At 67.0% G+C, this 23,386-nt stretch carries 23 protein-coding genes; 16 read left to right on the plus strand and 7 right to left on the minus strand.

Annotated elements, in window-relative coordinates:
* The first annotated feature begins 8 nt into the window (after positions 1 to 8).
* The 6 genes from rsgA to NBRGI_RS07990 all read left to right on the plus strand — a co-directional run bounded on the left by rsgA (position 9) and on the right by NBRGI_RS07990 (position 4,363).
* Complete coding sequence (gene rsgA / locus NBRGI_RS07965; RefSeq protein WP_029894065.1) at positions 9 to 1,055, plus strand: ribosome small subunit-dependent GTPase A; 1,047 nt, start codon at positions 9 to 11, stop codon at positions 1,053 to 1,055.
* Between the two features lie 184 nt (positions 1,056 to 1,239).
* On the plus strand, positions 1,240 to 2,091 hold the full coding sequence (locus NBRGI_RS07970; RefSeq protein ID WP_014981008.1) for an SDR family oxidoreductase: 852 nt from the start codon (positions 1,240 to 1,242) through the stop codon (positions 2,089 to 2,091).
* A gap of 99 nt (positions 2,092 to 2,190) precedes the next feature.
* Positions 2,191 to 2,505: a WXG100 family type VII secretion target gene (locus tag NBRGI_RS07975; protein WP_029894066.1), complete on the plus strand. Its 315-nt coding sequence runs from the start codon at positions 2,191 to 2,193 to the stop codon at positions 2,503 to 2,505.
* 4 nt (positions 2,506 to 2,509) lie between these two features.
* Positions 2,510 to 2,809, plus strand: a complete 300-nt coding sequence (locus NBRGI_RS07980) for a WXG100 family type VII secretion target (protein WP_029894068.1) — start codon at positions 2,510 to 2,512, stop codon at positions 2,807 to 2,809.
* A 1-nt stretch (position 2,810) separates the two neighbouring features.
* Positions 2,811 to 4,061: a polymorphic toxin type 37 domain-containing protein gene (locus tag NBRGI_RS07985; RefSeq protein ID WP_029894070.1), complete on the plus strand. Its 1,251-nt coding sequence runs from the start codon at positions 2,811 to 2,813 to the stop codon at positions 4,059 to 4,061.
* The gene (locus tag NBRGI_RS07990) at positions 4,058 to 4,363 is read left to right on the plus strand and encodes a hypothetical protein (protein WP_029894072.1); all 306 of its coding nucleotides are present in this window, start codon (positions 4,058 to 4,060) and stop codon (positions 4,361 to 4,363) included. Before NBRGI_RS07985 ends, NBRGI_RS07990 begins: the two co-directional genes overlap by 4 nt.
* Positions 4,364 to 4,446: 83 nt before the next feature.
* On the opposite strand, the gene NBRGI_RS07995 is transcribed toward NBRGI_RS07990, so the two are convergent.
* Complete coding sequence (locus NBRGI_RS07995) at positions 4,447 to 6,348, minus strand: glycosyltransferase (RefSeq protein ID WP_029894074.1); 1,902 nt, start codon at positions 6,346 to 6,348, stop codon at positions 4,447 to 4,449.
* Positions 6,349 to 6,476: 128 nt separating this feature from the next.
* Positions 6,477 to 7,019, minus strand: coding sequence for a GtrA family protein (locus NBRGI_RS08000; RefSeq protein WP_235210883.1), 543 nt, complete (start codon positions 7,017 to 7,019; stop codon positions 6,477 to 6,479).
* Between the two features lie 147 nt (positions 7,020 to 7,166).
* Between NBRGI_RS08000 and NBRGI_RS08005 the strand changes: the two genes are divergently transcribed.
* Together NBRGI_RS08005 and NBRGI_RS08010 are read left to right on the plus strand one after the other, a co-directional pair.
* Complete coding sequence (locus tag NBRGI_RS08005; RefSeq protein ID WP_036557944.1) at positions 7,167 to 8,159, plus strand: glycosyltransferase; 993 nt, start codon at positions 7,167 to 7,169, stop codon at positions 8,157 to 8,159.
* Positions 8,156 to 9,733: a DUF2142 domain-containing protein gene (locus NBRGI_RS08010; protein ID WP_029894080.1), complete on the plus strand. Its 1,578-nt coding sequence runs from the start codon at positions 8,156 to 8,158 to the stop codon at positions 9,731 to 9,733. The genes NBRGI_RS08005 and NBRGI_RS08010 overlap by 4 nt, the downstream gene beginning before the upstream one ends.
* A 12-nt stretch (positions 9,734 to 9,745) precedes the next feature.
* On the opposite strand, the gene rfbB is transcribed toward NBRGI_RS08010, so the two are convergent.
* Positions 9,746 to 10,747 carry a dTDP-glucose 4,6-dehydratase gene (gene rfbB / locus NBRGI_RS08015; protein WP_029894082.1) on the minus strand — a complete coding sequence of 334 codons (1,002 nt, stop codon included), beginning with the start codon at positions 10,745 to 10,747 and terminating at the stop codon, positions 9,746 to 9,748.
* A 310-nt stretch (positions 10,748 to 11,057) separates the two neighbouring features.
* On the opposite strand from rfbB, the gene NBRGI_RS08020 reads away from it, so the two are divergent.
* Both NBRGI_RS08020 and NBRGI_RS08025 read left to right on the plus strand, forming a co-directional pair.
* Positions 11,058 to 11,780, plus strand: a complete 723-nt coding sequence (locus NBRGI_RS08020; protein WP_029894084.1) for a hypothetical protein — start codon at positions 11,058 to 11,060, stop codon at positions 11,778 to 11,780.
* A 169-nt stretch (positions 11,781 to 11,949) separates the two neighbouring features.
* A complete protein-coding gene (locus tag NBRGI_RS08025; RefSeq protein ID WP_029894086.1) occupies positions 11,950 to 12,657 on the plus strand; it encodes a membrane protein in 708 nt (235 codons plus the stop codon).
* 177 nt (positions 12,658 to 12,834) lie between these two features.
* Here NBRGI_RS08025 and NBRGI_RS08030 read toward each other — a convergent pair whose 3' ends face one another.
* Positions 12,835 to 13,827 (minus strand): alpha/beta hydrolase, encoded by a 993-nt coding sequence (locus tag NBRGI_RS08030; RefSeq protein ID WP_051727570.1) that lies wholly within the window; start codon positions 13,825 to 13,827, stop codon positions 12,835 to 12,837.
* 225 nt (positions 13,828 to 14,052) lie between these two features.
* Here NBRGI_RS08030 and rfbA point away from each other — a divergent pair, with 225 nt between their 5' ends.
* Entirely contained in the window at positions 14,053 to 14,925 is an 873-nt protein-coding gene (gene rfbA / locus NBRGI_RS08035; RefSeq protein WP_029894090.1) for a glucose-1-phosphate thymidylyltransferase RfbA, read from the plus strand.
* A gap of 2 nt (positions 14,926 to 14,927) precedes the next feature.
* The gene (locus NBRGI_RS08040) at positions 14,928 to 15,476 is read left to right on the plus strand and encodes a dTDP-4-dehydrorhamnose 3,5-epimerase family protein (protein WP_029894092.1); all 549 of its coding nucleotides are present in this window, start codon (positions 14,928 to 14,930) and stop codon (positions 15,474 to 15,476) included.
* Positions 15,477 to 15,545: 69 nt separating this feature from the next.
* On the opposite strand, the gene NBRGI_RS08045 is transcribed toward NBRGI_RS08040, so the two are convergent.
* Entirely contained in the window at positions 15,546 to 17,009 is a 1,464-nt protein-coding gene (locus tag NBRGI_RS08045) for an MFS transporter (protein WP_029894094.1), read from the minus strand.
* 85 nt (positions 17,010 to 17,094) lie between these two features.
* Here NBRGI_RS08045 and NBRGI_RS08050 point away from each other — a divergent pair, with 85 nt between their 5' ends.
* Positions 17,095 to 17,520, plus strand: a complete 426-nt coding sequence (locus NBRGI_RS08050; protein ID WP_029894096.1) for a MarR family winged helix-turn-helix transcriptional regulator — start codon at positions 17,095 to 17,097, stop codon at positions 17,518 to 17,520.
* A gap of 21 nt (positions 17,521 to 17,541) precedes the next feature.
* On the opposite strand, the gene NBRGI_RS08055 is transcribed toward NBRGI_RS08050, so the two are convergent.
* Positions 17,542 to 18,423 carry a helix-turn-helix domain-containing protein gene (locus tag NBRGI_RS08055; RefSeq protein WP_029894098.1) on the minus strand — a complete coding sequence of 294 codons (882 nt, stop codon included), beginning with the start codon at positions 18,421 to 18,423 and terminating at the stop codon, positions 17,542 to 17,544.
* A 220-nt stretch (positions 18,424 to 18,643) separates the two neighbouring features.
* Complete coding sequence (locus NBRGI_RS08060; RefSeq protein WP_029894100.1) at positions 18,644 to 19,225, minus strand: DUF4282 domain-containing protein; 582 nt, start codon at positions 19,223 to 19,225, stop codon at positions 18,644 to 18,646.
* 335 nt (positions 19,226 to 19,560) lie between these two features.
* On the opposite strand from NBRGI_RS08060, the gene NBRGI_RS08065 reads away from it, so the two are divergent.
* The 3 genes from NBRGI_RS08065 to NBRGI_RS08075 all read left to right on the plus strand — a co-directional run bounded on the left by NBRGI_RS08065 (position 19,561) and on the right by NBRGI_RS08075 (position 23,378).
* Positions 19,561 to 20,043: a hypothetical protein gene (locus tag NBRGI_RS08065; protein ID WP_029894102.1), complete on the plus strand. Its 483-nt coding sequence runs from the start codon at positions 19,561 to 19,563 to the stop codon at positions 20,041 to 20,043.
* A gap of 277 nt (positions 20,044 to 20,320) precedes the next feature.
* Positions 20,321 to 22,507, plus strand: a complete 2,187-nt coding sequence (locus NBRGI_RS08070; protein ID WP_029894104.1) for a molybdopterin-dependent oxidoreductase — start codon at positions 20,321 to 20,323, stop codon at positions 22,505 to 22,507.
* Between the two features lie 238 nt (positions 22,508 to 22,745).
* Entirely contained in the window at positions 22,746 to 23,378 is a 633-nt protein-coding gene (locus NBRGI_RS08075; RefSeq protein ID WP_029894106.1) for a pyridoxamine 5'-phosphate oxidase family protein, read from the plus strand.
* The last annotated feature ends 8 nt before the right edge of the window (positions 23,379 to 23,386 follow it).

Below are 23,386 nucleotides of genomic sequence, written 5' to 3' on the forward strand. Positions count from 1 at the left end.
CCTCCATCATGGTCGAGTACGACCTTCTTGTCCCTTACGGCTGGACCGAAGCCGTAGCCGAGGAATACGCCGCGCTGATCGAAGAGAACTGCGTGCCCGCCCGAGTGATTCGGATGGACCGCAGCGAATGTGATGTCGCGACACCCACCGGGCTCGCGCGAGCCCGCTGCCCACGAGCCGACGCCGAGGTCAGCGGGTTGTGCACCGGTGACTGGGTGAGCATCGACGCCGACTCCGCGGTCCGGCGACTGCTGCCGCGCCGATCGGTGATCATGCGATCCTCGGTCTCCGGCCGATCCCACGGGCAGGTGCTGGCCGCCAATGTCGACACGGTACTGATCTGCACGGCGGCCGACGCCGATGTCGATCTCGGGCGGATCGAACGGATGCTCGCGCTGGCTTGGGAGAGCAACGCCCAACCGGTCGTCCTGCTCACCAAAGCCGATGCGGCAGTGGATATTCCGCTCGACGCGGTGCAGGCCGTAGCGCCCGGCGCCACGGTGCTCGCGGTGAGCGCCGAGACCGGGGCAGGGGTGGATGTGCTCACCGCGGTACTCGACGGGACGGTCGCGCTGATCGGTCCGTCCGGTGCGGGGAAATCCACTCTCGCCAATGCGCTGCTCGGCCAAGAAGTGTTCGCCACCAACGCCGTTCGCACCGCGGACAAGAAGGGCCGGCACACCACCGTGCATCGGGAGCTGCGGCCGCTGCCCAACGGCGGCACGCTCATCGATACACCGGGACTGCGCGGGATCGGCCTGTGGGATGCCGCCGAAGGTATCGAGAAGACCTTCAGCGATATCGAATCCCTGGCCGCACAATGCCGTTTCGGCGATTGCGCGCACAACGGTGAGCCCGGTTGCGCGGTACTGGCGGCCATCGACAGCGGCGAGCTGACCCAGCGCCGGTTCGACAGCTATCGGAAGCTGGCCAAAGAGAACGCCTGGATGGCGGCGCGCACCGACCGGCGGTTGCAGGCGGAACGCCATCGCCAATGGCGGGAGATCACCAAACAGCAGCGGCAGATCTATCGGGAGCGCGGGTCGCGCCGCTGAACAGTGGCCGGGCGGGTGGTGCAGTCGGCGATCGGCGCCACCCGCCCGTCGTCCTGTCGTAGGAGAGGAAGTTCACGCACTACCCCTATGCAACTGGTTGCATAGTAATGGGGGTTACGCTTAGTGTGCGAAGTGCGGAAGGCCGCGGGGCCCACCTGCGGCATGGACGACAGGAGCAGGTCACATGACGGAATCGGGATCGAAGCCGCTCGCGGGCGCGACGATGATCATGTCCGGCGGTAGCCGGGGCATCGGCTTGGAAATCGCCAAGCGGGCGGCGGCCGACGGCGCGAACATCACGCTGATCGCCAAGACCGATCAGCCGCATCCGAAGCTGCCCGGCACCATCCATACCGCCGCGGCGGAGCTCGAGCAGGCCGGCGGCCAGGTGCTGCCGTTCGTCGGCGACGTGCGCAGCGACGAATCGGTCGCGGAGGCGGTCCGGCAGACCGTGGAGCGGTTCGGCGGCATCGATATCGTGGTGAACAACGCGTCGGCGATCGACCTGTCCCCCACCGATCTGCTGCCGATGAAGAAGTACGACCTCATGCAGGACATCAACTGCCGCGGCAGCTTCCTGCTCGCCAAGCTGAGCATCCCGCACCTGCGCGCGTCGGCGGCGGCGGGGCGCAACCCGCACATCCTCACCCTCTCGCCGCCGCTCAACCTCGACCCCAAGTGGGCAGGCGCGTCGCTCGGCTACACCATCGCCAAGTACGGAATGTCGCTCACCACACTGGGTTTGGCGGAGGAACTGAAGAACGACGGCATCGGCGTCAACTCGCTGTGGCCGCGCACCACGATCGCCACCGCAGCGGTCAAGAACCTGCTCGGCGGCGAAGAAATGATCGCCACCTCACGCACCCCCGACATCTATGCCGACGCCGCCTATCTCGTCCTCACCTCCCCCGCCAAAGACACCTCCGGCAACTTCTTCATCGATGACGACGTCCTCGCCGCCCACGGCATCACCGACCTCGACAAATACCGCGTAGTCCCCGGCGACGGCCCCCTCACCACCGACCTCTTCCTCTGACGCACCTCCCCGGCCACCTTCAGCCCGCAACCCAAGCTGAAGGTGGCCTTTCGGTGGTTATGCTCTCAGCACTGCCGTGGTACGGGGAGGGACACAACCATGACGACAGGCGATACGCCGATGCAGGCGGTGCCGGATGAGGTGAAGGCGATCGGCAAGTTCGCCTACGACATCGCAGAGCAGCTGAAATCAGGCTCGACCGCATTGGATCGGGAAGTGCAGGCACTGTTCAGCACTTGGAAGGGCAGCGCCGCCGACGGCTACCGCACTGGGTGGGATGAAATGCAGGACGGCGCTATGCAGGCGTGGGACGCGCTCACCGAGCTGGCGGCGAAACTCGGTTTCAGTGCATCGACGCTGCAAGAGCGGGACGAGACGAACGCCTCGTCGATCAGCTCGTTGCGATTGGACTGATGACATGACCTCGGAATTTCATTTCGATCTCGAGCACATCGACCAGGTGACCGCACGCGCCCGTGGCTTCAAGGAGTTCTTCGCCGACCAACTCGAGCAGTTGGAAAGCCGCGTGCAGGGCGTCGTCCAGAGCGGGCAGTGGACCGGCGCGGCGGCGACAGCCTATGCCGAGGAACATCGAGACTGGATGGCCGGAGCCCGTGAACTCCTCGACGGACTGGCACAGATGGAGCAGGCGGCACAGGCCGCGCACGATTCGTACGCAGCGGCGATCGAAGTCAACGTGCGAATGACAGGGGGCTGACATGGTCGGCGTCGCACCACAGACCTACTACACCGCCGCGGATGCCTGCTACAAGCTCTCGAAGGAGTTCCAAGCGGCCTACAACCCGCTACAGACGGCATTGCTCGAAACCGGCGGGATGGCCGGCAATTACCAGGCGGCGAAGGCCTGGTCGCAGAGCTATGACGAGCGCGGTGGCGCCTTCACCACTGCGGCAACCGGATTCGCCAGGGCGCTGACGCATTTCGGCGACATCCTCATCGCGTCCGGATACAACTGGGAGTGCGCCGACTATGCGGCCAATCGTGACCCGAACAAGGGCGTCGGTCCTGCCTGTCCGCGGCAAATTCCTTCCGAATTGCCTTACGGCGCTGCGGTTGTCGTCGGCGTCGCGTCGTCGCGAGACAACGGCCCCGGATTGCAGACCGAATTTCCCGAGCTGTACGAGAAGATCACGGCCAAGCTCGCGGGCGGCGAGGTCCCCAACGGTGACACCGCAAAGCTGGAGAAGGCCGCCAAAGCCTGGAAAACCTTTGCCGAGGACGACACGATCTTCGCCGCGCAGACTCGCCTGCGAGTCGTCGCCGACGGCTTGGCCAAGTTCGACGCACCCGACATCCCGAACCTGACCCAACACCTCCGGACACTCGCCACCAATGCAGGCGAAATCAAGCTGGCCGCGGACGATCTCGCGGCGACGACCGGCAAACACCATGTCGCGCTCGCAGGACTGCACTCCGACATCAACACCCAGGTAGCCGCGACTCTGGTCGTCGCATCGGTCGTGATCGCCGTGACCTGCGTGTGGATTCGTAATCCCCGCGCGGCGACAGTGGAAGGTCCCGCTCTCGACTCCGCGGCGACGGCGATCGCCGGAGTGATCGGCACGTTCGTGAGCGGATTGGCCGGAATCCAATTCAGCACTGCGGCATTGGCCGCCACCGCACTGGCCGCCATCACCGGACTGACCATCCTGTCGATCGCAGGCGATACGACGTTCAATTCGAACTACAAGCCGCCTGCCAACGCGTACGACCCCAATGGGCCCAAAGCGCCGGGGCGACCGGGCGAAGCCGAGGGATTCGTGTCACCGAAGGACGGTGACAAGTGGGTGCCCAACCCGAACGGCAAGGGCTCCGGCTGGCTTGATGCCGATGGGCGCGTGTGGGTTCCGACAGGACAGGGCTCGACCGCGCACGGCGGGCCACACTGGGACGTCCAGGAGAAGAAAGGCGGTTATACGAACGTGTATCCGGGTGGGAAGTCGCGATGAGCGGGGTAGGCGAGGTGGTGGTCGAGGCTACCGGGGTTACCTATTATTCGGCGCTGGATGAGGCCGGGTTCTTCGGGTGGCTCGACCGGATTCGGTGTGTGGCGTCTTATCGTGGGGAACTGCGCACGCTGTATTTGACGGTACGGCTCGGGGCGGCGGACGAGGACGGGTTGCGGGAACTCGTTGCGCTGTATCGGCGATACGACATAGATCTGAAGCAGTTGCGGGTTCTCGACGCCGAGCGCGTGGGACCTTGGTTCAGCGACCCTGAACGCTGGTGGCATGCGGACGTTTTCGGGTAGCGAGGGATCGAGACCCGGCGTCGGCGCCGGAACGACCGCGAGCCGCCCGGCACGGGTGCGGGGCGGCTCGCGGTGGGTGCAGTTTATTCGGGAGTGATGCCGTAGAGGCGTTCCCAGTTGGCGCGGCTGGTGAGGTCGGGGACGGCGGCGCGGTATTGCTGTTGCAGGGTGGGGAGTTCGCGGCGCAGGCGGCGCAGGACGTGGAAGGTGCGGCGCAGAAGCTGGCGGGCGCGGGCCTTGTCGCGCTGCCGGACCCGGACACCGGACTGGGAGGCGTCGGTGACCACGACATGATCGAACAGCGAAACATGCCACCAGTAGGCGTCTTCGCGGGTGACGCCGATGACACCGTGCTGGGTGCGGCCGAACCACTGGTTGATCGCCCGTTTGATCAGCACGAGCAGCGGACGGCTGGGTTCGCCGGTGGCACGGCGTAATTGGATGTCACCGGAACGCACCGGCGGCGTCGAAGCGGGATGCTTCTTGGTCTCCGCATAGTCGGCGCGACTGGTACGGGCCGCCGCGAGCGCGGCGATACCGCCGTCCTGCAACACCTTCGGGCCCTGCAAGAAGTCCTCGATACCTTGCAGCGTGGTGTGCACCAGACCGTACTGCATGGCGACGAGCTGCTCGGACAGTTCCCGGAACAGCTTGCGGGTGATAGCTTTTCCGTCGAGATCGGTATGCAGGGCGCCGACGATCAGCGAGTTACGCGTGCTGAAGTAGCGCGCCCAGTCGTCGTAGTCCTTCCAGTAGAAGTCCGCGTGCCAGACCGCCGCGTTCGGCAGGGTGACCGTGACGAAACCGCTCTCCCTGGCCCGGATGCCGTATTCGACGTCGTCCCACTGGAAGAAGATCGGCACCGGCAGGCCGATCTCGGCGACCACCTCGGCCGGGATCAGGCAGGTCCACCAGGCGTTGTAGCCGGCGTCCACGCGACGTTCCTGGTTGCGCTTGAGCATGCTGGTGTTGCGCAACGCCTTCGGCACCTTCTGCCCGTGCCGCAGATCCTGCAGATGCACCTCTTCGGCGCCGACGTTCAGGTAATCGGGGTTGAGCAGGAACAGCATCTGCGCGCCGACCAGGGTCGGTTCCACCGTCATGTTGGCGAAAGCGTTGAGCCGCAACACGGTTTCGGGTTCGCAGAGGATGTCGTCGTCCATCAGAATGACGTCGGCGTGCTCGTTGGCGGCCGACACCTCGTAGAGGCCACGGGTGAAGCCGCCCGCCCCACCGAGATTGGGCTGGCGGATGTAGCGCAGCTTGTCCCCGAAGGTCGGCGCCACCTCCTGATAGAGCGGCCGGTTCTGCACCAGGTCGGTGCCCTGGTCGACGACGTACACCGCGTCGATCGCACCGAGCACGACCGCGTCGGAAGCCAGCGCAGCGACGGTGTGCGCGCAGTCCTCGGCGCGGTTGAAGGTGCAGATGGCGATGGCGACGGGGCGGATGTGGTCCGGCGCCGCGCTGGTCCAGCTGACCTCGGTGATACCGAGATCGCCACCGACAGCGTCGAATTCGAGCCAGATCGCGCCACCGTCGACGTACTGGTCCAGCGTGGCCGAGAGGGTCACCGGCCCGCTCGCGGTGACCTGCGCGGTGTCGATGATGCGGCGATGCCCCGCGATATCGGAGGCGACCAGGCGCAGCTTCGCCTTCTTGACCACGTCGAGCACCATGGTCACGCGCACCTCGGTGACGGTGGTCCAGCGCTGCCAGTAACTGGCGGCGAAGCGGCCGAAGTAGGTGTTGGTGTGCGCGGCGGCGCCCTTTTCCAGCCGCAGCGCCTGACGTTCCCGGTGGGCGCGTCCCTTCACGACGGCGTACAGCTCGTCGCTGACCTTGGCCGACGGTCCGGTGAAGATGCCACGCTGCAGCACCAGCCGGTCCGGCGCCCGATGGTCGGAGCGCAGCGAAGCCGGGGCGTCAACGGCCGTCGCTCGATCTTTCGTTTCGGTAACGGCCTGGGTAGCCGACTGCTCCATGAAGTCCTCGAAATCGTTATCGTGCCGGACGGGACAGACACGCCCCTGGATGCCGTTCGCGGCGGGGGTGAGGATATCAATCACCCTCGGTAGCTGCCTGCTCAGGCGCTGTGCCGCCGTGTCCCATGCTATTGCTGGGAATTCGCTGTGCCGTCACTGTCGGTCGCCTCGGCGCGCTCGGCCGCGCCGGTGAAAACGAACTTGTCGTAGGCCCAATACCGGAAGACCACGGCCACGATCTGCCCGATGAGCGTGCCGGAGATGTTGTCCGACAGCGGCGAGGACAGGTCGAGCACGTACCGGGAGAAGCCGAGGCACCCCAGTTGCAGGCCGATCGCGACGACATTGAACACCGCGTACAACAGATATTCGCGCCCGGGATTGTCGGTCTTCTTGTGCGCGAAGGTCCACCACTTGTTGCCGAAGTAGGTGACCACTGTCGCGACCGCGATCGCGATGATCTTGGCGGGCAGTGGGTAGTGATAGAGCAGGCCCTCGCCGCCCCAGAAGACCAGGAGGTTGTAGGTGCCCGCATCGACGAGAAACCCGATCGCGCCGACGACCAGGAACGCACTGCCCTGCCGCAACGCGGTCAGCACCTTCCGGACCATCGATCCCTCGGCGGCTGACACGGTCTCGCCCGCCTGCGCGGTCGACTCACTGGTTGGCACGGCCCGACGGTACCGCAGCGCCGCCGTCACCGACCGTGCCGCGAAATTCCTCGGTCGCAGCGGTGAGGTCGGGCACGCGTCGCCGGTGCGTTCCCTGTACCCTCCCGGTGTTCCCACATTCACCACCGATCGCGAGGATTGACCCGGGTGGACTCCACCGAGCTTCGTATTGCCGCAGTGGTGCCGTGCCACAACGAAGAGGCTTCGGTCGCCAAGGTCGTCGCCGACCTTCAGGCTGCCGTGCCGGGGATCGTTGTCTACGTCTACGACAATCTGAGTACGGACAAGACAGCCGAACGTGCCCGCGCCGCGGGTGCGATCGTGCGCCACGAGTACACCAAGGGCAAAGGCAACGTGGTCCGCCGCGCCTTCGCCGATATCGAGGCCGATGTCTATCTGATGATCGACGGCGACGACACCTATGAGGCGTCGGCCGCACCGCTGATGATCAAGACACTGCTCGACGGCCCGTACGATCACGTGCTCGGCGTGCGCAAGCAGGACGAGAGCGGTTCGGCGTACCGGGCCGGTCACGAGACCGGGAACAAGGTGCTCAACGGCGTGGTCGGGCAGGTTTTCGGCGAGAACGTCGAAGACATGCTGAGCGGCTTCCGGGTGTTCTCCCGCCGTTTCGTCAAGAGCTTCCCGGCCGTCTCGCGCGAGTTCGAGATCGAGACCGAACTGACCGTGCATTCGCTGCACCTGCGGGTACCGCGCACCGCGGTACCGGTGGGTTTCCGCGACCGCCCGGCAGGCAGCGAGAGCAAGCTGCGCACCTACCACGACGGTTTCAAGATCCTGGCGCTGATCATCGGCCTGGCCCGGCACGAACGGCCGGTCGCGTTCTACGGCCTGTTCGGCACGCTGAGCTGGCTGGTCTCGATCGTCCTCAGCATCCCGATCGTGGTCGAGTTCTACAACACCGGCGAGGTACCCCGGTTCCCGACGCTGTTCCTCGCGTTCACCTTGCTGCTGCTCGGCAGCCTCGCCTGGACCGCGGGCCTGATCCTGGACGGCATCCGGCGCTCCCGGCACGAGGCCGCACGACTGGTGTACCTGCGCTACTCCGCGGTGAGCGCGGACGACTTCCATCCGAACGGCAACGGCGGTGACGCCCGCACCGGCGGGACCGGACGGTGACCACTTCGGCGGACAGCACGACGGCTGAGCACAGCGAAACGACACAGGCGCCGAACGAGACCGCGCCCGGATCGACGCCGGCAGCGCGACCCGATGACGACCCGAAAGCGGGCAAGCCCGCGCGGGCCGCCGCGGGCGCGCGCGTCGTCGAGCGTTTCGGCGCGGCGACCATCGCCTTCACCGTGCTGGTCGCGATCTTCGGCGGGCTGTTCACGGTGCTCACCCCGCCGTTCTGGGGACACGACGAGATCACCCAGTTCGGCCGCGCCTACCAGGTCGCACACGGCGGATTCCTGCCGCAGGAGATCCACGACAACCGCGGTGTCGCCTACGGCGGCGAGGTCCCGACGAGCATCACCGCCCTGATGGGCTACGCACTGAAGGACTACACCACCAACCCCGACGAACCGGACAACATGGTCGCCGACCCCGGCGCCTACGACCGGCTCGGCAGCGCCGCGGTGTCGAAAGCGACCGAGCCGGTCTGGTTCACCAACACCGCCGCCTACTCACCGGTGCCGTATATCCCTGCCGCCGTCGGCATTCGGCTGGCCGAGGTGTTCGGCCTGGATGTCGGCGGGATGGTCGCGCTGACCAGGTTGGCCGGGCTGCTCTGCTATCTGGCCGTGGTCGGCTTCGGGTTGTACGCGCTGCGCAAGCATCGGGTGCAGTGGCTGGCGTTCACCGTCGCGGTGCTGCCGATCGCGGTGTTCCAGGCGGGCACCGTCACCGCGGACACGATGACCAACGCGCTGGCCATCATGGTTTCGGCGCTGCTGGTGAAGGCGCTGTTCCTCGGCGACCGGCTCGGCCGGGTGGAAACCGGTGCGCTGCTGGCCGCGACGGTGCTGCTGCCCGTCAGCAAGCCCACCTATGTGCTGCTGGCGATGCTGGTGGTGCTCGTGCCCGCGGAGCGGTTCGGCTTCACCGGCCGGCGACGCGCGCTCCCCTGGGTTTTCGCGGCGCTGGGCGGTATCGCCTTCGCCGTGTGGATGAAGATCGCGGCGCCCACCGGCGACGGCATGGGCCTGATGCGGCCGGAGCACCAGTGGCGCTCGGTGCGACCGGGTGACCAGCTGCACGGAATCCTCACCGACCCAGGGCATTTCATCAGCGTGTTCGGCGAGAGCATCGCGCTGCGGGACGAGCGGTGGTTCAGCCAGTTCTTCGGTGAGCTCGGCTTCGCCTACATCGACGTGCCCGCGCTGACCATGCTGGCCTGCCTGTTCGCCTTCGCGGTGAGCATCGGCATCGCGGACCGGATGAGCGCCGCCACCTTCCGGCGCACGTTGCTCGTCGCGCTCACCGTCGCGGCGAGCGTCGCGATGATCTATGTGACGCTGTACATGTCGTTCACCCCGGTCGGCTACTACATCATCGACGGTGTGCAGGGCCGCTACTTCGTGCCGCTGGCGCTCGTCGCCTTCGCGGTGCTGCTGCGCTGGATGCCGTTGCGGCTCACCAACATCGCCGGACGGACCCCCACGGTCGGCCCGGCGGTCACGGTCATCGTCGCCACCGTCGTCGCCCTGATCGGCGCGGTCTGGAAGTACTACGAGATCGTCTGGGGCTGAGACCGCCCGGGACTACAGCGTCTGCTCGCCGGCCGCGACGTAGGCCCGCTCGGTGATCGCCTTATGCGGGCGCCACCAGGCTTCGTTGTCGCGGTACCACTGGATGGTCGCGGCGAGACCGGCCCGGAAGTCGCCGTAGCGCGGGGTCCAGCCGAGTTCCTCGCGCAGCAGGGTCGCATCGATCGCATAGCGCTGGTCGTGCCCCGGCCGGTCGGTGACGTGGTCGAAATCGTCGGGGTCGCGGTCGAAGGCTTCCAGGAGCATCCGCACGACCGTCTTGTTGTCGAGTTCGCCCTGCGCGCCGATCAGATAGGTCTGCCCGATTCGGCCGCGCTCCAGCACATCCCAGACCGCGCGGTTGTGATCGTCCACGTGGATCCAGTCGCGCACCTGGTGTCCCGCGCCGTAGAGCCGGGGACGCACGCCGTCGATCAAGTTGGTGATCTGGCGCGGGATGAACTTCTCCACGTGCTGATACGGCCCATAGTTGTTGCTGCAGTTGGACAGTGTGGCGCGCACGCCGAACGACCGGGTCCACGCCCGGACCAGCAGATCGCTGGCGGCCTTGGTGGCCGAGTACGGGCTGGACGGGTTGTACGGCGTCTGTTCGGTGAACGCGGGTTCCTCGGCGGTGAGGTCGCCGTAGACCTCATCGGTGGAGACGTGGTGGTAACGCACGTCGTAGCGGCGTACCGCCTGCAGCAGCGAATAGGTACCGACGATATTGGTCTGCACGAACGGCCACGGTTCGGCGAGGGAGTTGTCATTGTGGGATTCGGCCGCGAAATGCACCACCGCGTCGACACCGCTGACGAGTTCGTCGACCAGATCGAGATCGGCGATATCCCCGTGCACGAAATCGATGCGGTCGGCGACTTCGTCGAGCGAGGCCTTATTTCCGGCATACGTCAGCGCGTCCAGTACGGTCACGGTGGTGTCGGGATGATCGACAACGGTCGACTTGACGAAGTTCGCCCCGATGAATCCGGCTCCGCCGGTGACAAGCAATCGCACCCCACGACTCTACGTCGGCGGGCGCGACAAGTCGGGTTCTACGCCAAGAACTGGCAATCCGCGCAAAAAATTGCCACAGTTGCACTCTGTGACCTTCGTCTCTTACCGTCCGGTAGATGCCGAACGCCCAGTTTGGTTCACGACCCAAAAACCGTTCAGGCGTGCACATTTCGGACATCTCACCGACGCACGAGTCACCAGGGTGAACAAAATTTGAATTAACGGTCACAACCGGTTCACCACTCGTTAGCTGGTCTAGATTTCCATCGTCTAGTCCCCTCCGAACGCTTCACATCGAGGTTCTCCACAAATGCTGATGAGGAAATTCGCCGCGACTTCGGCGCTGCTGATCGCCGCCCTCGGCGTCACCGCAGGCACCGTCAATGCGGCTCCGGCCACCGAGGCCGAGAACGGAGCCGTCAACTTCACGGCGAGCTCCACCGACACCCAGACCACCATCAAGACCGACGCCGGCTCCATGGTCGTCGAAGACGGCGTCTTGAAGATCAAGGCCGCCAACGGCACCACCATCGCGGGCACCGATCTGCACTTCCGGGTCGATGACTTCGAATTCCCGATCGCCGCGGACATTTCCGATCGCACCGCGACGCTGAGCCCCGAGTTCACCATGGACAAGGCGGTGTACAAGCCGGTCGCGCTGCCGTTCGAGGACAAGGCGCCGTGGAAGAACGAGTACGACCGTGAGCAGGCGGCCTTCAACCGGATGAAGGACACCATCGCGATGGGCGCCACCATCGGCACCCTCGTCGGCGGCATCGGCGGCGCGGCCGTCGGCTGCGTGCTCGGCGGCATCGCCGGCGCCACCGTCGCCTCGGCCACCATCATCGGCCTGTTCGGCCCGTTCATCCCCGCGGCCGCCATCGGCTGCCTCGGCGGCATCATCGCCGTCGGCGCCCTCGGCACCGTCGCGGGCCAGATCCTGATCACCGCCCCGGTCGCCATCGGTGCGGCCATCCAGTACTTCGCCACCACCAGCGGCCCGTTCAACGCGCCGCCGGCCCCCGCGAAGTAAGTCCTTCTCCCACAACTGAATTCGCACAACTGAAGAGATACGAGCCAGGGGGCCCCGCTCGACCGTCCAGTCGGGCGGGGTTTCCGCAGCCCGGCCGAGTTACTGAAAGTTTGCGAACTCAGGTTTTCGGCCCCCACCCTGCCACAAGCAACTGGATGAGGACCCAGAAATGTTCATCAAGAAAATAGCTACCACCTCCGCGCTGCTGATCGCCGCGCTCGGCGTCACCGCGGGCACCGTCAACGCGGCCCCCGCCGCCGACGACGCCGTCCACTTCACCGCCGAGTCCGTCGACTCGAGCTCCATCATCAAGACCGATGCCGGCTCGATGGTCGTCGAGGACGGTGTCTTCAAGATCAAGGCCGCGAACGGCGCCGTGATCGCGGGCGCTCCGTTGACCTTCCGCGTCGACGAGTTCGAATTCCCCATCGCCGCCGACATTTCCGATCGCACCGCGACGCTGACCCCGCAGCTCGACATGGCGAAGGCCACCTACAAGCCGGTCGCCCTGCCGTTCGAGGACAAGGCGCCGTGGAAGAACGAATACGACCGTGAGCAGGCCGCCTGGAGCCGGATGACCAGCACGATCAGCATGGGCGCCACCATCGGCACCCTGGTCGGCGGTCTGGGCGGCGCGGCCGTCGGCTGTGTCCTGGGCGGCATCGCCGGCGCCACGGTCGCTTCGGCCACCATCATCGGCCTGTTCGGTCCGTTCATCCCGGCCGCGGCCGTGGGCTGCCTCGGCGGCATCATCGCCGTCGGCGCGCTGGGCACCGTCGCGGGCCAGATCCTGATCACCGCCCCGGTCGCCATCGGTGCGGCGATCCAGTACTTCGCCACGATCAACCAGCCGCCGGTCCCCGCGCCCGCCAAGTAGGCGAAACCGTACGCGCACAACCGAATACCGAGATACCCCGTCCGGCCACCCGCCGGGCGGGGTATCGCTTTTCCGAGCGGACCACGCGAATCCCCCCTGCCCCGAACGGGTCCAGGCATGCGCGAGCCCCGTCCCGGCCACAGCGGAACGGGGCTCGCCTGGACAGGCCGGGCCGCTCTACGCGGTCCGCGCCTGCTGGCTCTCCTCGATCCTGGCTCGGACGAATCGCGATACCCGGGCCAGTGCGGCCCGGCTCTCCGGCAGGTTCGGCGCGATGCTCATGAAGGCGTGCACCTGACCGCGCCACAGCTCCACCGCGTTCGGCACGCCCGCCGCGGTGAGGCGCTGGGCCATCAGCTCACAGTCGTACCGGAGCACCTCGTCTTCGGCCGCGATGAGCAGCACCGGCGGCAGCCCGGCCAGTATCCCGTTCACCGGCGAGAGCAGTGGGTCGAGCTTGCCGTCCACCTCCGCGCCGATCCGGACCACCGCCGCCAGCGCGAGCAACGGGATATACGGATCGCGACGCTCATTGACGTGTCCGCGCTTGGCCGCATAGTCGAGATCGAGCAGCGGGCTCAGCCCGACCAGACCGGCGGGCGCGGGCAGGCCCTCGGCCAGCGCGCGCAGTGCGGTCGCGAAAGTCAGGTAGCCACCCGCCGAATCACCGGCGAAGACGACGCGTCCCGGATCCGCCCCGTGCGCGAGCAACCAGCGGTACGCGGTGAGGCAGTCCTCGACCGAATCGGTGATGCGCCGCCCGGGCAGTTGCCGGTAGTCGACATTCACCACAGGCAGGCCGGTCCGCCGGGCCAGGCTCGCGGCGACCGGACGGTGCGTGCGCAGGCCGCAGACCGCGAATCCGCCGCCGTGCATGTACAACACGGCGCCGTGCCGCAGCGCCCGCGCCGCACCCGCGGGACGGATGATCTCCATCCGGAAACCGTTGAGCGACACCCGCTCCCGGTCGATACCTGTCGGCTCGGGCCGCAACCGCGCCAGCGTGTCGATCGCGGCGGCGCCGATCGGGATGGTGGCGCGGGTGATCGGCGCCGCGCGCAGCGCGGGACGGATCACGCCGAGGCAAGCCGCGAGCAGCAGGCGTGCGGGCGCGCTCAGATTCTCCGGATTCATGACCATGCCGGGATCGCCGACTCGACTGGCAGCCATCGCGCACCTACCTCACCACTGGCGCGCCGAGTCCCGACCGGACGGTCCCAGGCGAGCTGTCGGCGCTGACAACTCACACGATGTTGTTTCAGAACAACATGTGTTGTGTGACCTAAGCAACAGAATCTCCCCACGGCCCGCCCGCGAAACCACGAAGGCCGATTCCGTAATCAATTCGAAAGGCCGCCCGTACCGAAACGGCAGTCCCCTGGCAGACTCCTCGGCATGCGCGGAATCATCTTGGCGGGCGGCACCGGTTCGCGGTTGCACCCGATCACGCGCGGCGTGAGCAAGCAGTTGGTCCCGGTCTACGACAAGCCGATGATCTACTACCCGCTGTCCACGCTGATGCTCGCGGGCATCCGGGACATCCTGGTCATCACCACGCCGGGCGATGCCGCCGCGTTCACCCGGCTGCTCGGTGACGGCGCCCAGTTCGGCCTGTCGATCAGTTACGTGGTGCAGCCGGAGCCGGACGGGCTGGCCCGGGCCTTCGTGCTCGGCGCCGACCACATCGGCACCGACACCGCGGCACTGGTGCTCGGCGACAACATCTTTCACGGCCCCGGTTTGGGCACCAATCTGAATCGCTTCACCGGCATCGACGGGGGCGCGGTGTTCGCCTACTGGGTGTCGGACCCGACCGCGTACGGCGTGGTGGAGTTCACCGGGGGACGCGCGGTCTCCATCGAGGAGAAGCCGAAGACGCCGCGCTCGAACTACGCCATCCCCGGGCTGTACTTCTACGACAACGACGTGGTCGAGATCGCCCGCACGCTGCGCCCTTCCGCGCGCGGCGAGTACGAGATCACCGATATCAACCGGGCCTACCTGGAACAGGATCGGCTGCAGGTCGACGTGCTCGCGCGCGGCACCGCGTGGCTGGACACCGGCACCTTCGATTCGCTGTTGGACGCCGCCAACTACGTGCGCACCATCGAAGAACGGCAGGGGCTCAAGATCGGCGTGCCCGAGGAGGTCGCCTGGCGGATGGGCTACATCGACGACGAACAGCTGTGCAAGCTGGCCGAGCCGCTGGTCCGCTCCGGCTACGGCAGCTATCTGCTCGATCTGCTGCAGCGCGGACGGGATTGGTGAGCATGGAGTTCCGTGAACTGGCCGTGCCCGGCGCGTGGGTGATCACCTCGCGCCAGTTCGGTGACGACCGCGGCATGTTTCTCGAGAGCTTCAAGGCCTCGGAGTTCGAGAAGGCGACGGGCCGGGCGCTCGATCTGCGCCAGGTGAACTGCTCGGTGTCCGCGGCCGGCGTGCTGCGCGGCATCCACTACACCGAAGACCCACCGGGACAGGCGAAGTACGTCACCTGCGTGCGCGGCGCCTTTCTCGACGTGGTGGTCGACCTGCGTCCCGGTTCACCGACCTACGGGCAATGGGACAGCGTGCTGCTCGACGACGTCGACCGGCGTTCGATGTTCCTGTCCGAGGGGCTGGGCCACGCCATCCTCTCGCTGGAGGACAACTCCACCGTCACCTATCTGTGCTCGCTGGAGTACACGCCCGAATTCGACCGGGAGATCGACGCTTTCGATACCCGGCTCGGCATCGACTGGCCGACCATCGGCCGGGACGGCAACCCGCTCACGTTCATCCGGTCCGCCAAAGACGCTGCGGCACCGCCCTTTTCCTGAGCTCTGCGAAACAGCCGACCGGCACCGCCCTGAGGCGATGCCGGTCGGCCGGTGTTCACTCGTGCGGGCTCAGCCGACGAGCTCGAGCTCCGGTTCCGCGACCGGTTCCGCCTGCTTGCCGCGCTTGCCGAAGAAGGCCGAAAGCGCAACCAGCGCACCGACGATCGAGACCGCCGCGGCGAAGATCAGACCCGGACGGTAGGTGTCCAGCATCGCGGTCGGCGAGGTCCCGCCGTGCGCACCCGAGGCGATGATCGCGGTGGTCACCGCGAGCACGATGGCGGCACCGACCTGCATGGAGGTCTGCAGCACGCCCGCCGCGAGGCCCTGTTCCTCGTCGTCGATCCCGTTGGTCGCCTGAATGTTGATGGCGGGGAAGCCCACCCAGCCGATGCCGATCAGCAGGATCGCGGGCAGCAGCATCGTCCAGTAGGACGGCGCGGTGTCCAGTCGCAGGAACAGCAGGTAGCCGACGGCCATCACGGCCATGGTGACGCCGATGATCGGACCGGTGCCGAAACGGTCGACCAGCTTGTCGGAGAACACCGCGGACAGCGCGACCATCAGGCCCACCGGCAGCAGCGCCATCGACAGCTTCAGCGGCGACCAACCCAGGCTGTCCTGCATGAACAGGGTCACGATGAACTGCCAGCTGAAGTAGGAGCCGGCCACCGCGACGATCGCCAGGCTGGCCCGCACCAGCGACACCTTGCGCAGGATGCCCAGCCGAACCAGCGGGTGCTTGACCCGCTTCTCCACCGCGACGAACGCGGCGAACAGCACGAGCACCGCGGCGAACGAACCGAGCGTGCGCGCCGAGGCCCAGCCCGCTTCCGGCGCGGTGACCACGGTGTAGACCAGCAGCAGCATGGCGGAGGTGGACAGCAGCGCACCGAAGAGGTCGTGGCCGCCTTCCTCGGCGGGCTTGTCCTTCGGCACCAGCACCCACGCGGCGGCCAGCGCGGCCAGCGCGATCGGGACGGGCAGCAGGAAGGTCCAGCGCCAGCCGACGCCGGTCATCAGACCGCCGAAGAGCAGACCGGACGAGTAGCCGCCCGCGCCGAACACGGTGTAGATGGACAGCGCCTTGTTCCGGGCGGGGCCCTCGGCGAAGTTGGTGGTGATGATCGACAGACCGGTCGGCGCGGTGAACGCGGCGGCCAGGCCCTTGATGAAGCGGGTGAGGATCAGCAGCGGGCCCGAGCTCACCAGCCCGCCCGCGAGCGAGGCCAGGGCGAACACGGCCAGCGCGATCAGGAAGACCTTGCGGCGGCCGAACAGGTCGGCGGTGCGGCCGCCGAGCAGCAGCAGGCCGCCGTAGCCCAGGATGTAGCCGCTCACCAGCCACTGCAGGGTGGACGTCGAGAGATCGAGTTCATTGCCGATGGACGGCAGTGCGACGCCGATCATCGACACGTCGAGGCCATCGAGGAACAGCACGATGCACAGCGTGATCAGCATGCCCCAAAGGCGGGTAGTCCATTTGGTCGGATCGGTCGCGGATGCGGCCGCCAGGGTTGCTGGTGAAGTCATGCGGGGTACGTTACATGCGTGCGCATTAAATGCCAACACATCTAATGCGGTTGCATAGATCGCCGCGGACCACTAGGATGGGGCCATGTCGAAGCCGTCGACAATCGAGACAGCCCGGCGCACCGTCGCGCCGACCGGGCTGGTGGGTCAGTGGCGTGAGCTGCTGGACCGGCACGCGACGGTGAGCTGCGCATTGGAAAAGGCGCTACACGGACAGCACGGGATCGGACTCAGCGAGTTCGAGACGCTGGACCGGTTGATCGACGCCAACTGCGGCGACTATCGAATGAGCGATCTGGCCAATGACATCTACTTGAGCCAGAGCGCGCTGTCGCGCGCGGTCGCCCGGCTGGAACGCGACGGCCTGGTCGCGCGCACCATGTGCCAGGACGACCGGCGCGCGGTCTTCGTCTGCCTCACCGAAAAAGGGCGCGCGGCCTACGAGCAAGCGCTGCCGACCCACCGCGCGGTGCTGGCGGACACCTGGGGCGTGCCCGGTCAAAGGTGCTGAGGCGCCGGAAGATTCCCGCCGTCAGAACACGCGGCTGCTGCGCGCCTGCTCGATATCGTCGCGCGCGTCCACCGCGACGGATTTAATGCTCGCCAAAGCCCTTCGGTACCGGTCGATCTCGTTCTCCTTGTCCAGATACACCGGACCGGTGAACGATTCGACATAGACCACCGGCGGTTCGGGCGACTCACCCGCACGCAGCTCGGGGAACTCGAGCATCACGAAACGGCCCGAGTCCATACCGTCGTGGTAGCCGGAATCCGTTGGCGCCACCTGGATCCGGACGTTCGGCAGGTCGCACATGCGCCGCAGGTGCTCGAGTTGCGCGGCGGTGACCGCGTCGCCGCCGATGCGCCGCCACAGCACCGACTCGCTGATCACCACGTCCAGCTGCAGGGGCGCGTTCGCGCGAGTGACCAGGGCTTGGCGCGCCATGCGCAGCTGCACCCGCCGATCGAGCTCGTTCGCGGGCATGTCCGGGCGCGCGGCCGTGAGCAACGCGCGCGTGTAGTCCTCGGTCTGCAGCAGCCCGGGCACCAGCTCGTTCTCGTAGGTCGACAGCCGGGTGGCCGCCTCCTCCAGGCCGATGTAGACCTCGAACCCCTCCGCGATCACGTCGCCGTACGCGGTCCACCAACCACGGGCCTTCGTCTCCCGCGCCAAAGCCGTGAGCGGACCGATCAGATCCGACGGCGCGCCGTAGACCTTGCACATCGCCTCTACGTCGAGGCTGCGCAGCGAGGTCTGGCCGGTCTCGATCCGCCAGATCTTGGCCTCCGACCATTCCAGCTGCTGGGCAGCGGTTCTGGTGGTCATCCGCGCGCGATTACGCAGGTCGCGCAGATGCCGGCCGAGTTGACGCCGGGGCATGGTCGAACCGGTCGTCCCCTGCGGTAATGCCATAGGTGTTCCCCCCTTGTAGCCGAGCACCGGGCACTCTCACCGAACCACTCCGAAGTCCGGCCAGCGTGACCTTCTCTATCAGACACCGTCCCAGCCGGAGCTGGAGCATCCAAACGGCATTGTTTCACAGCAGAACAACCCCCGGTCACTATGGGCGACACCACAACCCGAGGACGGGCAGATCGCCGAGAAATCCGCTGCGGGTGTTGCGCATGCGGCGCTAGCGCCGGGGACCGCGCTTGCGGAACCGCCAGAACTGCACCGCGCGAACGTCTTCGGAGAGCTGGTTCACCGGTTCGGCGACATCGGAGAGCGCCTGGAACAGATCGTCGGCCAGTTCGCTGATGTGCTCGACCCGGGTGGCCAGCCGCGACGCGTTCACCAGGAACTCGAGCATCAGGCGGACCGCGGCCGCGATGGTCAGCCCCAGCGGCACGCCGAGCAATGCGGCCAGCACGCCGAGCACGGCCGACACCCGCCACATGAGCACGGTGAGCGCGATCGGGACGGCGACGGCGAAGGCGAGTCCGAGAATGTAGGCCAGCGGCAGCAGGGTCCGGGTGGCCGGGCGGTGGAACTGCACATCCAGCAAACCGCGGGCGGCCTCGACGCTCCACTGCCCGAAGGCGCGCGGGCTTTCGAACGGCTCCGGCGTCTGCTCGGTCGCGGAGGTCTCTGTGCGCGAGAACCTGCGGGCCGCCGATTCCCGCCACGTGAGCCAGCGTGATTCGGCTTCGAACTCCTCCGGGTCCGGCAGCGGGCTCCCCTTTGCCGCACCGGGGCCGTTGGACTGATCGCTCATGGCAAGAAATCCTCCCCGCAATCGCGCGTGCGGGCCAGCGGGGATTCGCGAGCGGACCCATACGTCACATCATCCTCACACCGCGGTCACATCATTCCCAGGTTCTGCTCAGCGACATCCCAGGGAAAGAACAGGTCAGCGCACGAAAGTAGCGGCAGGACAACGCTTCCGGATGGAAGAACCCAGGTTATAGCGAACCGCTGTTACCCACCCGCAGAAGAGACGTGAGCAACAGTCGTGAAGAAGTTTTGAAGATCGCGTAACGCTGCGGATGGCCACCACCGATACGACCCATGAATGCAGGACCCAGATCTACCGGGGAATGGAGAAAGACAGTGCGCACCACGTTTCCGACTTCCGTCTCGGCGGCTGCCATGACCGCCGCAGCGCAGGAATACACCCAGCGCGGATGGACGGTCGCCGAAACGGCCAACGGTCTTTGCCTGATCACCGATGACGAGCTTTCGGCCATCGAGGTCAGCGGCGAGCTGGCCGGCCAGGTCCGCCGCTTCCTGCGAGCGAACAACCTGTCCGGGCCGGTCATCGAGATCCCGGGCACCGAGCGTCGCGAGATCCACTTGGTCACCGGCGTCCGCAAGGCCGCCATGGCGCTGGCGGCGCTGACCGCCGCGGGCGCTGTCGTCCACACCGACGGCGCGGGCGTCCCGTTGCCGCCCACTCAGCTCTCGGCAGGCTCGGCCTGCTGGGGGGTCGCACCCACCGAGGCCCGCTGGGTTCCGCCGGTGGTTGCGCTCAGCGCGGCCGTCCGGGCCGCGACCGCACGCAGCAAGCCGCAGCTCACCAGCGTCGCCTGCTGACACTGCACAACCTGATGAACACAGACCGGGACTGGGACTACCCGGACTGCACGACCGATATCCGCCACCTAGCCGGCCTGCACCGGCGTGCGGATATCGGTCGTTTTGCGTGGACGGCCGTCTGTGACGCCGATCTCGATTACGCTATGGATTGAGACACTTGGGACGTCACGACTGAATTGCGCGTACGTGGGTCAGCTCGGCCGATGCGCCACCCGCCCCGCGAGAGCCACCGCCGCGACGCTCGAGTCCGAACACGCGAAAGAGGCGGACGAGCATGGCCGACGTCACCGATCAGCGGAACCTGTTGCGCACCTGCCCCCTGTGCGAGGCGGTGTGCGGACTGGAGATCACGCTGGATCCCGAGGATCATGTGACCGCGGTGCGCGGCGACAAGGCCGACCCGTTCAGCAAGGGATTCATCTGCCCCAAGGGCGCGAGCTTCGGTCACCTCGACGAGGACCCGGACCGGGTGCGCGAGCCGATGATTCGCGACCGGGCCACCGATACCTGGCGCACCGCTTCGTGGGACGAGGCGTTCGACCTCATCGCAGAGCGCTTCCCCCAGATCGTCGCCGAGCACGGAAAACAATCCGCGGCAGCGTATCTGGGCAATCCCAACGCGCACACCGTGGCCGGCGCGCTGTACGTGCCGGTGCTGCTGCGGGCGTTGAGCACCCGCAACATCTTCTCCGCGAGCACCGCCGACCAGATGCCGAAACAGGTGGCCAGCGGCTTGATGTTCGGCGATCCGCTCACCGTGCCGGTGCCGGACCTCGATCGCACCGACTATCTGCTGATGCTCGGCGCCAACCCGCTCGAATCCAACGGATCGCTGTGCACCGCACCGGATTTCCCCGGCAGGCTGAAGGCGCTGCGCCGTCGCGGCGGCCGCTTCGTGGTGGTCGATCCCCGCGTGACGCGCACCGCGAAGCTGGCCGACGAGCACCTGTTCATCCGGCCGGGCAGCGACGCGTACCTGTTGTTCGGCATCGTGCACACCTTGTTCGCCGAGGAACTCGTCGACATCCGGGTCGAGGTCGCCGGCGTGGACGAACTGCGTACGGCCGCAGCGGCGTTCAGCCCGGATACGGTGGCGACGCGCACCGGCGTGCCCGCCGACACGGTGATCCGGCTCGCCAGGGAGCTGGCCGCCGCGCCGACCGCGGCCGTCTACGCCCGGATCGGCACGTGCACAGCGGAATTCGGCACCATCACCCAGTGGCTCGTGGACGCGATCAACGTCTTGACCGGCAACCTCGACACCGCGGGCGGCGCGATGTTCGCGACCGCGGCGGCGGGCGGCATCGTCCGCAGCAAGCCGTTCCGGCCCGGGCGCTGGACCAGCCGGGTCCGCGGCCTGCCCGAGGCGATGGGCGAGCTGCCCGTCGCGACCTTGGCCGACGAGATCAACACTCCCGGCGCGGGGCAGATCCGCGCACTGGTGACGGTCGCGGGCAATCCGGTGCTTTCCGCGCCGAGCGGCGCCCGGCTCGACGCCGCCTTCGCCCGGCTCGACTTCATGGTCAGCGTGGACCGGTATCTCAACGAAACCACCCGGCACGCCGACGTGATCCTGCCGCCGCCGCGTCCCGTGCAGTCGCCGCACTACGACTTCGCGTTGCTGCAATTCGCGGTGCACAACTACGCGCGGTATTCGCGCCCGCTGGTGCCGCTGGGCGAGCGGCCGTCGGAGTCGGCGGTGCTCGCCAGGCTGGCCGCGGCGGTGTCGGGCATGCCGCACGCGGGCACCGACGGCATCGACCCGCTCACCGGCGTCGACGAACTGATCATCGCGGGCATGCTGCACAAGGCCGGAATGACCGAGCGGCGTGGCGAATTGGTCGGCGCCGACACCACAGAACAGCGCATCGACCTGATGCTGCGGCTCGGGCCCTACGGCGAATGGGCCGGTGGACACCTGAATCTGCAAGTGCTGCTGGATAATCCGCACGGTGTCGACCTCGGGCCGTTGCAGCCCAAGCTGCCCGGTGCGCTGCGGACCGAGTCGAAGAAGGTGGAACTCGCGCCGCGGCAGCTGCTCGACGACGTGACCCGGATGCGGGCCCGGCTGGCCGACGCGGCGCCGGACGTGGTGCTGATCGGGCGGCGGCAACTGCGCTCGAACAACAGCTGGATGCACAACGTCGCCACGCTGGTGAGCGGCTCGAATCGCTGCACGCTGCAGATCAATCCGGCCGATGTCGCGCGGCTCGGCCTGCACGAGCACGCGGTCGTGAAATCGGCGGCGGGCATGCTGACGGTGCCGCTGGAGCCGACCGACGCGATCATGCCGGGGGTGGTGAGCCTGCCGCACGGCTGGGGCCACACCGACAGCACGCAGAGCGTCGCGAAGGAACACGCCGGGGTGAACGCGAACGTGCTGACCGACGACTCGGTGGTCGACGTCCCGTCCGGCAACGCGGTCTTCAACGGCGTCCCGGTGACCTTGACGCCGGCCTGACGCGCGCGGAAAATCGGACTGTTTCCGATAGGTCGGCCGGGTGAAATATTCCGGCCGGTCGGAATGCAGCTAACCCGCGGAAACCCTTGCGCTAACTACGCATTCAGTGCATTCTCAACGTGGATTTCGTACTTTTGTCAAGCCGAATCGGACTAATATGGCCAGGATTTCGGTTTAGTCGCGGGCGCGATCTCGACCCCTCGACGGAACCCGATTCCGCCTACCAGAGGGGGCACGAATGCCCGGCGCGCAGCACGGCAGCGACGGCGAACGCGAGCTACAGGATCGGTACGGCACCCAGGACAGAGCCGCACGCTTCTACAACGATCAGGTGCTCGATCATCTGAACCACACCATGATCGAGTTCATCGGCCGGATGGAGATGGCGTTCATCGCCACCTCGGACAAACACGGCGAATGCGACTCCAGCTTCCGCGCCGGCGAACCCGGTTTCCTGCACGTGATCGATGAACGCACGATTGCCTACCCCGAATACCGGGGCAACGGCGTGCTCGCCAGCCTCGGCAACATCCTGGAGAATCCGCACGTAGGCATCCTGCTAATCGATTTCGTGCGCGATCTGATCGGCCTGCATGTCAACGGTTCGGCCCGGATCATCGCCGACGACACCTTGCGCAAGATCACGCCGGGACTGCCCGCCAACGCCAAGGGCCGCGCGGCGGAGCGCTGGGTCGTCGTCGACATCGAAGAGGCATATATCCACTGCCGCAAGCACATTCCCCACCTCGTCCCGGCCGACCGGGAACAGCGAGATTGGGGCACCGACAGCACCCGCGCGAAAGGCGGGGACTACTTCGGGGCCAAGGCCCAGGGACGCGAACTGGCCGAAGCCCTGCTCACGAACGGGTGAGCGGACCA

This window comes from Nocardia brasiliensis IFM 10847, from assembly GCF_000710915.1.
GTDB lineage: Bacteria > Actinomycetota > Actinomycetes > Mycobacteriales > Mycobacteriaceae > Nocardia > Nocardia brasiliensis_A.